This is a genomic window from Ferrovum sp. PN-J185, from assembly GCF_001581925.1.
Taxonomy (GTDB): Bacteria; Pseudomonadota; Gammaproteobacteria; order Burkholderiales; family Ferrovaceae; genus PN-J185.
In genome coordinates, this window is sequence record NZ_LQZA01000001.1 from 267,859 (window position 1) to 281,134 (window position 13,276).

The following is a 13,276-nucleotide window of genomic DNA, read 5'->3' on the forward strand; positions in this document are numbered from 1 at the left end:
ACCTATTAGTTCACGAATATTTTATAATAAGAGTTTTTGTGGTTGTCAGGGGAAAATTATGGCTGGGGAGTATATCCGTTGGTTTGAAGAATTACGTATGACTGATGTTGACTCCGTGGGAGGTAAAAATGCCTCTTTAGGTGAGATGATTAGTCAATTGAGTCATGCTGGGGTTCGTGTTCCCGGTGGATTTGCAACCACCGCACTGGCATTTCGTGATTTTCTAAAAGAGGGCGATTTAGAAGGGCGTATTCAAGCCTCTTTAAATAGCCTTAATGTCGAAGATGTGAATGCCCTAGCTCAAGCCGGGAAACAAATTCGTCAATGGGTATTGGATGCCCCTTTACCAAAAAAACTACTAGATGAGATTGCTAGTGCTTATCAAAAACTTGCTGTAGGCAGTGAGGATAGTCCCTCCGTAGCAGTCCGTTCATCAGCTACTGCTGAAGACTTACCTGACGCCTCTTTTGCGGGACAGCAGGAAACATTTTTAAATATTTCCGGGTTAGACAATGTCATCGAGGCAGTTAAACACGTATTTGCTTCTCTGTACAATGATCGTGCTATTTCTTACCGTGTTCACCAAGGCTTTTCTCATGCAGAGGTTGCCTTATCCGCTGGTATTCAGAGAATGGCACGTAGCGACAAAGGAGCGAGTGGTGTGTTATTCACCATGGATACAGAATCCGGTTTTGATCAAGTGGTATTGATTACAGCCAGTTGGGGTTTAGGTGAGAGTGTTGTTCAAGGTGCGGTGAATCCAGATGAATACTATGTTAGTAAACTGGCTTTAACCGAAAAGAAGCCTGCTGTATTAATGCGTAATCTTGGTTCTAAAGCCACTAAAATGATATACAGCAGCGATAAGACTGCAGGGAAAACAGTTACTACCGTAGAGACACCTGAATCTGACCGCAATAGTTTTTGTTTAAATAACGAAGAGCTCGAAGAGTTAGCTCGTTATGCCATGATTATCGAGAAGCATTACCAGCGTCCCATGGACGTAGAGTGGGCTAAAGATGGTATAGACGGCAAACTGTATATTCTACAAGCACGTCCTGAGACTGTTGCCTCTCGTAAAAACGCCGATACCCTTGAGCGTTATCAGTTAAAACAAAAAGGTGAGGTACTTGTAACCGGTCGCGCTATAGGCCAAAAAATTGGTGCCGGTAAGGTGAAAATCATATTTGATGTTAGTGAGATGGATAAAGTCCAACCGGGTGATGTTTTGGTCACTGATATGACTGATCCTAATTGGGAGCCTATCATGAAACGTGCTTCAGCGATTGTGACTAATCGCGGTGGAAGAACATGTCATGCAGCGATTATTGCTCGTGAATTAGGTATTCCTGCGGTAGTGGGTTGTGAAAATGCAACTGACGTATTAAAAACAGTGAGTGAAGTAACTGTGTCCTGCGCGGAAGGTGAAACAGGGCATATCTATAAAGGTATTCTTGATTTTGAAGTGAATTCAGTGACGTTAGATAGCATGCCTGATATTCCCGTTAAAATTACCATGAATGTGGGTAACCCTCAATTGGCTTTCGCATTCCAAAGACTACCTAATGAAGGAGTGGGTTTGGCACGTTTAGAGTTTATTATCAGTGCCATGATTGGGGTTCATCCTCGCGCTTGTCTTGATTACCCTAATCTTCCTGGCGACTTAAAACGTGAAGTAGAAGAAAAATCTAGAGGGTATGCCAGCCCCTCTCACTTTTATCGTGAGAAATTAACTGAAGGGATTGCAACCCTTGCAGCTGCTTTTTGGCCTAAAAAAGTGATTGTTCGTTTGTCTGACTTTAAATCAAATGAATACACCAACTTAATTGGTGGTAAGCAGTATGAGCCCCATGAGGAAAACCCTATGCTAGGTTTTAGGGGTGCTGCGCGCTATATTTCAAGTTCCTTCAAAGAATGTTTTGAATTAGAGTGCCAAGCCCTTAAACACGTCCGTGATGTAATGGGTTTTACAAACGTTGAGATCATGGTTCCTTTTGTGAGAAGTTTGGCTGAGGCCGATCGTACTTTAGCGCTGCTCGGTGAGTTAGGATTGAAACGAGGCGAGAATAGTTTACGCATTGTAATGATGTGTGAAATTCCGGCTAATGCAATTCTCGCTGATCAGTTCTTAGAGCGTTTTGATGGTTTTTCAATTGGCTCAAACGATTTAACGCAAATGACTTTAGCTGTTGATAGAGATTCAGGCTTAGTCGCACATGCTTTTGATGAGCGTGACCCTGCTGTTAAAGCCATGCTTCATCTAGCAATTAGTGCTTGCCGTCGCGCTAACAAATATGTGGGTATTTGCGGTCAAGGACCGTCAGATCATCCCGATTTGGCCAAATGGTTAATGGCTGAGGGAATCGAATCAATGTCTCTTAATCCAGATTCAGTGATTTCGACTTGGCTATTTTTGGCCAAACAAGCTTAAGGCATCTATTGCTAATTGACATAGCGCCTTCACCCCTACGGGTAAGGCGCTTTCATCAACGGTAAAATGGGGAGAGTGGTTAGGTGCTGCCTGGCCATGACTTGACTCTTCAGGGGTAATGCCAAGAAAGAAAAATAGACCGGGGATGTATTGTTGATATTTTGAAAAGTCTTCGGCCCCCGTTAGCTTGGGTGCAATAAATACTTTTTCTTTGCCTGCCGCTATTTCTAAACTATGCACCATTTTTTCTGTCAGTTGTGGATCGTTAACGGTAACTGAATACCCCCGGTCTATTTGTACTTCTGCTTGTGCACCAGCGCTCATTGCAATATGCTTTGCCGTTTCAGTCACGCGTTTGGCAATATCTACACGCATGTCTTCATCAAATGTTCGAATGGTTCCAAGTAGCTTTACCTGATCTGGAATAATGTTGTCACGAATCCCTCCTTGGATACAGGCGATAGTAACAATCGCTGGTTCATGAGTAACATCTATTTGGCGACTAGTAATGGTTTGTAATCCCAGAATAACCTGTGAGGCAACCACAATAGGATCTACTCCTAGCCAAGGCATCGCCCCATGTGTTTGATTGCCTTTTATGGTAATTTTTAAGGTATCAGAGCTTGCCATGGCCGCCCCTGAACGGTAACCAATATGCCCTGACTTCATGCCGGCAATAACATGTAAGCCAAATATAGCTAAAGGTGCTGGGTCATTGAGCACTCCCTCAGCAATCATTAATTCAGCTCCGCCTTCTTCTCCCTCTGGTGGCCCTTCTTCAGCAGGTTGAAAAATAAATTTAATCGTGCCCTGCCAATGCTCTTTTAGGTTACTGAGAATCTTTGCCACAATAAGGAGTATGGCAGTGTGACAATCATGGCCACAGGCATGCATAACATCAACTTCTTTACCCTCATACTCGCTCTTGACGTGCGAGGCAAAACTTAAAGTTGAATGATTTTCACTAACAGGTAAGGCATCCATATCTGCACGCAGTGCAATAGTAGGACCTGGTTGGCTACCATGTAATAAGCCGACAACTCCTGTGTGGGCCACTTCGCGGGTGACAGATAAACCCAGTTGCTCTAGGTAAGTGGCCACGATTCGCGAGGTACGATACTCACGGTTTGAGAGTTCAGGATGTTGATGAAAATCTCGACGCAGTGCAACCAATTCATTTATAAATTGTTGGCAATATTGTTCAATCAATAACTGTATGGATGCAGGTTGTGTCATGGTAGGATTAGCAGTTAATTGTTCATTAATCATTATAAGCATAAAGCTCATGAAAACTAAATGTGCGTTAATTGGAACTGGCTTAATGGGGACGCCCATAGCAAAGAGATTGCTAGATCATGGTTATGAGTTAGTGGTTTGGAACCGTACGCGTGATAAATGTCAGCCATTAGTTCAGTTAGGAGCAAACTTAGGCGGCTCTATTCAAGAGACGGTGGCTGATGCACACATCATCATTACCATGCTAACTAATGGTGCTGCAGTCACTGAAGTACTACAACAAGGTATATTACCTGCAAGCAAACCTGGGGATATTTTTATTGATATGAGTTCTATTCCACCCCATGTAGCTAAACAACATGCTCAGTGGTGTCGTGAGAAAGGCGTCGATGCTCTAGATGCGCCTGTATCAGGTGGGGTAGTGGGTGCAGAACAAGGATCGCTTGCTATTATGGTGGGCGGAGAAAAATCAGTTTTTGATGACGCGTTACCCTTGTTTAATGTACTAGGTAGAGCAACCTATGTTGGTGAGGCGGGAGCAGGAGCGCTTGCTAAACTGGCTAACCAAATGATCGTAGGTATGTCTATTGCAGCAGTTGCCGAAGCCATGACACTCATGGCAAAAGCAGGAGCGGATGCTAAAGCTGTGAGAGAGGCTATTCGCGGAGGGTTTGCAGAGAGTCGTGTCCTTGAATTACACGGCCAAAGAATGGTTGAGCGGAGTTTTAAACCAGGTGCTCATGCTACTACACAGTTAAAAGATTTAAATACGGCTTTAGATGTTGCCCGTCAATACGGATTAGATTTACCTGTTTTAGCTAAGACGCAAGCGCTTTTTCAGTCAATGGTAGAAAATGGTTTGAGTGATCTTGATCACAGCGGTTTAATTGTTGAAATTGAGAGACTCAATTCAATCGTTAAAAATCATTAAAAGGTTTCAGATACGCTAAGGCTATTCTCTAAAAAGAGATCTGTCACAACATTTGCTCTTTTAAGTGGCGTAAAGTCATTGATTAATGTTGCCCCTCTTTCGTGTAAAAAACCAATAAAAGCTTGGGTAATAGGAGGTAAGAGTTTTTCTTTACGGTAAATAATATACCAGTGACGCATAGCAGGAAAACCGGCCACATCAAGTATAGTGAGATGGTTAAGTTCTATCTCAAGATTAATATTAAAGGCAGAGATAAAAGCCAGCCCCATCCCCGATCGGACGGCTTGTTTAATGGTTTCAGTACTTTGAACTGCCAGCGCAATATCTAAATTTGTTACTTGGTCTTTGAATTTTTCAGAAATTGCATCTCGTGTATCAGAGCCTGTTTCTCTTGTGATAAAGGGGTAGTCAAATAGCTCTTCAAGCGCAATGTTTTTCTTATTGGCAAGAGGATGATCTGGTCTTGCAATGATCACGTAGGGGTGTGGAGCGAATTTTTCGGCAATCACTTCTATTTCATGGGGTGGACGGCACATAATTATCAAGTCAATTTCGTTATCAGATAATTTTTGTACCAAGCTGTCTCTGTTCACAACGGTTAATTGTATTTTCGCTTGTTCAACTTGGTTTTTAAACTCCGCTAAAATGTGAGGGAAGAAGTAATCGGCAGCACTATTCACCCCCACATTTAACGTCCCGCTTGAAACGCCTTTAAAGACGTCCATGGCTTCTTCAGCTTCACGAAATTGATTGATAATCAGACGGCAGTGTTTAAGCATAGTCTCACCCGCCTGGGTGAGATATATCTTTTTACCTAGTTGCTCAAATAGCGGCACTCCTGCATGGTTTTCAAGTTGCCTAATTTGAGTTGATACCGCTGGCTGAGACAAATGTAATTCCTCAGCTGCCCGTGAGAAAGATAACCGTCTGGCGACAGTTTCAAATACCTTTAACTGACGTAACGTAGCATGGCGCATAGCTTTAGTCTTCTCTAAAAATTATTAGATTTATTATATAATTATTGTTATTGTTTTTAATTTTACTATCTATTTTAGATTAACAACAGTAAATCTTTCGCACCCGAACTATTTTTTTGTTTTTAGTGTTGATTTCCGGGTCTAACCAGAGAAATCCCACTTTTTGCATCTTGTATACAATCCATTAGTAGCGTGGTGAGTGCATAAACTGCCTCAAGCCTTGGTGTCGGTACGTTAACCAATTGGCCAAGTTCAATGACCGAGCCAAGTAGTGCGTCTACTTCCAATTCACGCCCAGCTTCCACATCTTGTAACATTGAGGTTTTATGGCGACCCACTTTTTCAGCGCCATCGATACGTTTGTCAATTGTTACACGGAATGTCACATTAAATTGATGCGCTATTTCTTGCGCTTCAGTCATCATGTCTTTGGCTAATTGTCGTGTTCTTGGATGCTGACAGATTTCAAGTAATGTTCCATGAGTTAGGGCGCTGATAGGATTAAATGTAAGGTTGCCCCATAATTTCAACCATATTTCCGAGCGGATGTCTTCAAGAATGGGGGACTTAAATCCAGCTGCTGTCATCATGTCAGATATTTTTTGGGCGCGCTCTGTAGTTGCTCCATCTAATTCACCTATAGGGAAGCGAATGCCTTCTACATGTTTGATGACACCTGGAGATACACTGATGGCCGCAGGATAGACAACACAGCCAACAATTTTGTGAGGATCAAGGGTTTTCATGATGGTGCCGTTTGGATCAACGGTTTCAACAACATGATCCTGGTGTAAACCTGGACGGCGTTGAAAATACCAGAAAGGAATACCGTTTTGCATGGGGATAATGACTGTATCTTGCCCGACCATTTGTTCTATTTGGTCTACAATCGGAGTTAATTGGTGCGCTTTGATGGCCAAAATCACCACGTCCATAACACCCACTTCGCTTATTTTTTCTACAGCTCGAACAGGGCCCTGTATTCCATTAGGATGTTCTTCAGTGATGAGTGTTAATCCTTTTTCACGAATCGCGTCCAATGTTTTTCCGCGAGCAACCACTGTCACATCATTGCCTGCTCTGGCTAGTTGTACCGCTAAAAATCCCCCAATTGCACCACCGCCACCCACAATACAAATTTTCATGATCAGTCCTAGAAATAGCAAAATACTGAGAATTGAATAAAAAAGAGACAATTATTTTTATTATTTGAATTTTCATTATAAGTGCACGTTTTGATTAATTGGAATCTGTTTAGCAATATTTTTTTTGTATTTTTATTGATATATGTACTTGACTTTTCTTTGCTAAAGCGACAAAAAGGAGGGGTATGATTTAATTTTTTCAAAGAGGGATTTATGGAAAACGCATTATCAGGTATTCGCATCCTTGACATGACCCATGTTCAAGCTGGCCCAACCTCATCACAGTTATTGGCTTGGCTTGGAGCGGATGTGATTAAATTCGAGCCGCCATCTGGAGACATTACCCGTGGGCAATTAAGAGATATACCCGATGCGGATAGTCTCTATTTTACTATGCTGAACTGTAATAAACGCTCGATTACCGTGAACATGAAAAATCCCTCTGGTAAAGAGGTTTTTGTTGAATTGTTAAAACAATGTGATGTAATTATGGAGAATTTCGGACCAGGTGTACTAGATCGTTTTGGCTTTACTTGGGAAAAAGTTCACGAAATTAACCCGAAAATAATCATGGCATCAATTAAAGGTTTTGGCTCTGCTGGCCCTTATTCAGAATTTAAAGCTTATGAAAACGTAGCGCAGGCTATGGGTGGGGCAATGAGTACCACGGGTTTTGATGATGGCCCACCTCTAGTAACGGGTGCCCAGATTGGTGACTCTGGTACGGGATTACATTTGGCCATTGGTATATTAGCGGCACTTCAGTCAAGACATCGCACTGGCAAAGGGCAATATGTAGAAGTTGCTATGATGGATTCAGTGATGAATCTTTGTCGCGTTAAATTTAGAGATCATCAACGTCTTAGTCATGGCACCTTACCTGAGTATTCTGTTGATACTAATAATCGCTCTGCAACCCCTCGAAGTGGTAATGACTCAGGTGGTGGACAACTTGGTAACGCTATTCGTTGTAAGCCAGGTGGCCCTAATGACTTTATTTACGTTGTAGTACAAGAAGCGGTATGGGAAAACTTGGCCAAAAAAATAGGAGGAGAGGCACTCGCACAAGATTCACGTTTTAGTACGATTCAAGAAAGAAGACGTAATCAGAATATTATGTGGCAATTAATTACTGATTATGCCAGTCAATATACAAAACGAGAGTTTATGGCTATCCTCAATGAGATCGATGTGCCATGTGGTCCTATTATGAGCACAGAAGATTTGGCTGAAGATGAACATGTTAAATTACGTGATATGTATGTTGAACTTGATCATCCCAAACGTGGGAAATGGTTCAATGTGGGTATGCCAATTAAGCTTTCAGATAATCATGTGTCTATGAAACGCTCACCCTTACTCGGAGAGCATACCAATGAGATTTTGAAGGAAGTATTAGGTTGGAATGAGGAAAAAATAGCGCAACACAAAGAGGCGGGAGCTTTTACTAAGTAACTTCTAAGTAGCGTTCTATCTGCAAGTTATGATTTAGACTGGTGGTTACTTAATTTCCACAAGTGGCTATCAGTTTAAATCCTGTCAGACTAAGATAAATAGATTCTCTGGAATGTTTGAGGTAAATTCCATTAAACGATATAATCAATCGTCTAATATTTATCTAATTCCATGACTAAGTATATTTTTGTCACCGGCGGTGTAGTTTCCTCACTAGGTAAAGGCATCGCAGCCGCATCGTTGGGTGCGATTCTTGAATCCAGAGGTATTCGTATCACTATGCTTAAGTTGGATCCCTATATTAATGTGGATCCAGGGACTATGAGCCCCTTTCAGCATGGTGAGGTTTTTGTCACCGATGATGGCGCTGAGACTGACTTAGACCTTGGTCATTATGAGCGTTTTATCAGCGCTAAAATGACTAAAAAGAATAACTTCACCACGGGTCAGATTTACGAAAGCGTGATTAAGAAAGAGCGCCGTGGTGATTATTTAGGTGGTACTGTTCAAGTTATCCCACACATTACGGATGAAATTAAAAGCTGCATTGTTCAAGGTGCTGATGGTGCAGATATTGCCATTGTCGAAATAGGTGGAACGGTGGGTGACATTGAGTCGTTACCGTTTCTTGAAGCTATTCGACAAATGGCTGTTGAACTACCGCGTGATGCGACCTGTTTTATTCATCTTACATTATTACCGTATTTACCCTCAGCAGGGGAAATTAAGACTAAACCCACGCAACACTCAGTAAAAGAACTACGTGAAATTGGTATACAGCCTGATGCGCTTATTTGTCGTGCCGATCGTGCTCTTCCTGATGATGAAAGACGCAAAATTGCTTTATTTACCAATGTTCATGCTGATGCCGTCATTTCTGCACCCGATGTTGACAGTATTTATAAAATTCCAAGTGGTTTGCATACCCAGCGTCTTGATGAAATTGTATTAAACAAGCTGGCAATTAAGGCGCCCGCAGCAGATTTATCTGCCTGGTCAAAACTGGTTGACGCCATTGAGCACCCACTTCATGAAGTAAGTATTGCTCTAGTTGGTAAATATGTTGATCTGATTGAATCTTATAAGTCACTTTCAGAAGCGTTAATTCATGCTGGTATTCACGAGCGTGCGAAAATCAATATTAATTATGTGGATTCAGAGCGTCTTGAGACTGAGGGAATTGATTGCCTGAAGGGGATGGATGCCATATTGGTTCCTGGTGGATTTGGTAAGCGTGGTGTTGAAGGTAAAATCAAAGCTATCCGTTTTGCTCGGGAATCATCAATTCCCTACTTGGGAATTTGCCTTGGTATGCAGCTTGCTGTTGTTGAGTTTGCACGTCATTGCGCCAACCTTCCTGAAGCCCATAGTACAGAGTTTGAACCTCAAACCAAGCAACCTGTGATTGCGTTGATTACTGAATTTATTAATGCTGAAGGGCGAGTTGAAACAAGAGATACTTCTTCTGATTTAGGCGGCACAATGCGTCTTGGTGGACAAAGTTGTGTACTTGAAAAAGACAGTTTAGCCCGCACTATTTATCAACATGATGTGATAATAGAACGCCACCGCCATCGTTATGAAGTGAATAATTTTTATTTGCCTCAATTAGAGTCAGCAGGATTGAAAATATCTGGTAAATCAAGTGAGGAAGGGTTGTGTGAAATGATTGAGTTACCTCATCACCCTTGGTTTGTGGCCTGTCAATTCCATCCCGAATTTACATCAACACCAAGACACGGTCATCCTTTATTCAGTTCTTTCATTCAAGCAGCACTGGCTCAGCATGCTAAGAGCAAGAAACCTGGGAGAGAATAATGAAACTCTGTCATTTTGAAGCGGGAATTAATCATCCTTTTTTTCTCATTGCAGGGCCATGTGTGATTGAGTCACGTGAATTGGTTTTTGAGGTGGCAGGCCAATTAAAAGAGATAACTCATGAGCTTGAAATTCCTTTTATCTTTAAAGCCTCCTATGACAAAGCAAACCGTAGTTCTGGTAGTTCATTTAGAGGGATAGGCCAAGATAAGGGTTTGTCTATTTTGGCTGATGTTAAAAAAGAGTTAGGCATTCCAGTGTTAACTGACGTACATGAAAGCGCTGATGTGAAGGAGGTTGCATCTGTTGTTGATGTATTACAAACCCCTGCTTTTTTATGTCGTCAAACTGACTTTATTGAGGCTGTAGCTAAGTCAGGTAAGCCAGTAAATATTAAAAAAGGGCAGTTCCTAGCCCCTCACGATATGAAGAATGTTGTTGAAAAAGCCAAGAAAGCCAGTGGCCAAGACAATATTATGGTGTGTGAGCGCGGCGTCTCTTTTGGTTACAACAATTTGGTTTCTGATATGCGCTCGTTGTCGATTATGCGGGAAACAAATTGTCCGGTTGTTTTTGATGCAACTCATTCTGTTCAATTGCCTGGTGGATTAGGATCAGCTAGTGGTGGTCAAAGAGAATTTGTCCCTGTATTAGCAAGGGCTGCCATTGCGGCTGGAATCTCGGGGATATTTATGGAAACACATCCTCGCCCTGCACAAGCTTTGTCTGACGGCCCCAATGCGTGGCCTTTAGGGCAGATGAGGGAATTGTTGGAAACTTTACTTGAAATTGATGTGATTGTAAAAAAACAAGGTTTAATTGAAATCCAGTAACTAATAGGAAATATTAATATGAGTTCTATTGTTGAAGTTTACGCTCGTGAAATTCTTGATTCTCGTGGTAATCCAACTGTTGAAGCAGAAGTAGTTACCGAGGATGGAGCGCTTGGACGTGCTGCTGTTCCTTCTGGCGCCTCAACAGGGACGAGAGAAGCTATTGAGTTACGTGATGGAGACAGTAAGCGTTATCTGGGTAAGGGCGTAGAAAAAGCTGTTCGTCATGTTAATACGGAAATTTATGAAGCCTTAGTAGGGCTTGATGTCAGCGAACAGAGTTTTATCGACCAGACAATGATTGAGTTGGATGGTACAGACAATAAAGCGCGCTTGGGTGCCAATGCAATTTTAGCAGTATCCTTAGCAACAGCAAAAGCTGCGGCTGAAGAAGCAGGGCTACCTCTCTATCGTTACTTGGGTGGTGCTAATGCCATCGAAATGCCAGTTCCCATGATGAATGTCATCAACGGTGGTGCACATGCCAATAACGGATTGGATATGCAAGAATTCATGATTCTGCCAATTGGTGCACCAAGCTTCAAAGAAGCGTTACGTTATGGTGCTGAGGTATTTCATCACCTTAAAAAGTTGATTGATGATGAGGGTATGTCTACCACTGTTGGTGATGAAGGGGGATTTGCTCCGCGCCTCTCAAGTAATGAAGCTGGTTTGACCTTGATTATGAGAGCCATTGAAAAAGCTGGGTATCGTCCAGGAGAAGACATTGCTATTGGATTAGACTGTGCCAGCTCAGAGTTTTATAAAGATGGTTTTTACCATCTTCATGCAGAAAATCGTCAATTAAGCTCTGGTGAGTTTGTTGAGTATTTGGCTGCCTGGGTGAAAAAATACCCGTTGATTACTATTGAAGATGGTATGTCTGAGGCTGACTGGACTGGTTGGGAAGCACTGACTGCTGCCTTGGGTAAACAGGTTCAATTAGTTGGCGATGATATTTTTGTTACCAATGCTAAGATCTTAAAAGAGGGAATTCAAAGACATATTGCCAATTCTATCTTAATTAAAATTAATCAGATTGGTTCATTAAGTGAGACTTTTGCTGCTATTGAAATGGCAAAACGTGCAGGTTATACCAATGTGATTTCTCATCGTTCAGGTGAAACAGAAGATACTGTCATTGCTGATATTGCTGTTGCAACGAATGCAGGGCAAATTAAAACAGGATCATTGTCACGCTCAGATCGATTGGCAAAATATAACCAGTTATTAAGAATTGAAGATGAATTGGGATCGGTTGCCCGCTATGCAGGCAAAGGCGCTTTTTATCAATTATAGATAATGAATCAGGAGAACCATGAAGGATCCTGGTAAGATCGTCTCTCTTTTTTTGTTGTTGTTAATTACACTTCTTAGCTACTCTCTTTTTATTGGTAAAGGTGGGTGGTTAAGAATCCGTTCTTTAAACCAACAGATTTCTCAGCAAAAAGAAGCCAATACTCAGCAAAAAATGCGTAATGATGCACTTAGTGCTGAAGTGAAAGATTTAAGGAAAGGGACTGATGCTCTGGAAGAGCATGCACGAACAGACTTGGGGATGGTGAGGGAGGGGGAGACCTTTTATCGGTATGTTAACCCCCAATCAACTACTACCCCTTCTACCAATGCCACTAAAAAACCCGCTCAAGTTAAATAATTTTTTTCCACCAGGGTCTATTTATACTGGGTTTATTTTGTAAAAACTTACTCTCAGGAAAATCTCTCTTGAGCACTCTTAACGCATCGTTAGACAGCTGTGTGAGATTCATGGCTTGATAGCTTTTAGCTAAGATATACAATGCCTCTTCAGTCTGTGGGCTCTTTGAATAATCGATTAATACTTCTTTAGCGCGGTCTGCTGCAGCTAAATAGGCTTGGCGTTTATAGTAGTATCGCGCCATAACAATATCACCTTTGGCCAAGGCATTAACAATGTAACGCATACGCACGATCGCGTCAGGGGTATATTTACTCTTGGGGAAACGGGTAACTAATTCTTTGAAAGTTTCAAACGCATCGCGGTAAGGCTTGCTGTCGCGTTGTGCCAGATCTTCTGGGGAATATACCCCAAAAAGACCTAAATCATCATCAAAATTTGCTAACCCTTTCATGTAGTATGCATAATCTACCCCGGGATGATTAGGGTGTGCTTTAATAAAACGATCAGCTTCACTGATTGCTGATGCTTTTTCTCCTTGCTTATAGTAGGAGTAGATTTGTTCTAGCTCAGCTTGTTGGGAGTAAACCCCATACGGATAACGTGTCTGCAATGATTCATAAAGCTTTGCAGCTTGTTCATAATTGCCATCTAACATTTGTGATTTGGCTTCATTATATATTTTTGAAGCTGACCAACCCTTAGTGGGATCTAAGTCATCATTCATACCGCTACACCCTACTACTAGTAAAGATAGAGAGAGTAATAAGAATCGAGTTATACTAGTGTTCAT

Annotated in this window: 11 protein-coding genes; 7 read left to right on the forward strand and 4 right to left on the reverse strand. The window is 41.8% G+C overall.

Annotation, left to right across the window (positions count from 1 at the left end; all coding sequences use genetic code 11):
* Nucleotides 1-58 precede the first annotated feature (58 nt).
* Nucleotides 59-2,431, forward strand: a complete 2,373-nt coding sequence (gene ppsA, locus FV185_RS01330; RefSeq protein WP_067492820.1) for a phosphoenolpyruvate synthase — start codon at nt 59-61, stop codon at nt 2,429-2,431.
* On the opposite strand, the gene FV185_RS01335 is transcribed toward ppsA, so the two are convergent.
* Entirely contained in the window at nt 2,408-3,718 is a 1,311-nt protein-coding gene (locus FV185_RS01335; protein WP_067492822.1) for an amidohydrolase, read from the reverse strand. The genes ppsA and FV185_RS01335 overlap by 24 nt on opposite strands.
* Between FV185_RS01335 and FV185_RS01340 the strand changes: the two genes are divergently transcribed.
* On the forward strand, nt 3,717-4,598 hold the full coding sequence (locus FV185_RS01340) for an NAD(P)-dependent oxidoreductase (protein ID WP_067492824.1): 882 nt from the start codon (nt 3,717-3,719) through the stop codon (nt 4,596-4,598). The two genes, FV185_RS01335 and FV185_RS01340, sit on opposite strands and share 2 nt — an antisense overlap.
* Here FV185_RS01340 and FV185_RS01345 read toward each other — a convergent pair.
* The gene (locus FV185_RS01345; protein ID WP_067492826.1) at nt 4,595-5,575 is read right to left on the reverse strand and encodes a LysR family transcriptional regulator; all 981 of its coding nucleotides are present in this window, start codon (nt 5,573-5,575) and stop codon (nt 4,595-4,597) included. The two genes, FV185_RS01340 and FV185_RS01345, sit on opposite strands and share 4 nt — an antisense overlap.
* A gap of 122 nt (nt 5,576-5,697) precedes the next feature.
* Entirely contained in the window at nt 5,698-6,720 is a 1,023-nt protein-coding gene (locus FV185_RS01350) for a 2-dehydropantoate 2-reductase (RefSeq protein WP_067492828.1), read from the reverse strand.
* A gap of 213 nt (nt 6,721-6,933) precedes the next feature.
* Here FV185_RS01350 and frc point away from each other — a divergent pair, with 213 nt between their 5' ends.
* From frc to ftsB, 5 genes are all read left to right on the forward strand, one after another.
* On the forward strand, nt 6,934-8,175 hold the full coding sequence (gene frc / locus FV185_RS01355; protein WP_067492830.1) for a formyl-CoA transferase: 1,242 nt from the start codon (nt 6,934-6,936) through the stop codon (nt 8,173-8,175).
* A gap of 171 nt (nt 8,176-8,346) precedes the next feature.
* Complete coding sequence (locus FV185_RS01360) at nt 8,347-9,993, forward strand: CTP synthase (protein ID WP_067492832.1); 1,647 nt, start codon at nt 8,347-8,349, stop codon at nt 9,991-9,993.
* Nucleotides 9,993-10,826: a 3-deoxy-8-phosphooctulonate synthase gene (gene kdsA, locus FV185_RS01365; protein ID WP_067492834.1), complete on the forward strand. Its 834-nt coding sequence runs from the start codon at nt 9,993-9,995 to the stop codon at nt 10,824-10,826. Before FV185_RS01360 ends, kdsA begins: the two co-directional genes overlap by 1 nt.
* 18 nt (nt 10,827-10,844) lie before the next feature.
* Nucleotides 10,845-12,125 (forward strand): phosphopyruvate hydratase, encoded by a 1,281-nt coding sequence (gene eno / locus FV185_RS01370; RefSeq protein WP_067492836.1) that lies wholly within the window; start codon nt 10,845-10,847, stop codon nt 12,123-12,125.
* 19 nt (nt 12,126-12,144) lie between these two features.
* Nucleotides 12,145-12,483: a cell division protein FtsB gene (gene ftsB, locus FV185_RS01375; RefSeq protein ID WP_067492838.1), complete on the forward strand. Its 339-nt coding sequence runs from the start codon at nt 12,145-12,147 to the stop codon at nt 12,481-12,483.
* Here the strand turns inward: ftsB and FV185_RS01380 are convergent.
* Nucleotides 12,476-13,276 carry an outer membrane protein assembly factor BamD gene (locus FV185_RS01380; RefSeq protein WP_067492840.1) on the reverse strand — a complete coding sequence of 267 codons (801 nt, stop codon included), beginning with the start codon at nt 13,274-13,276 and terminating at the stop codon, nt 12,476-12,478. The genes ftsB and FV185_RS01380 overlap by 8 nt on opposite strands.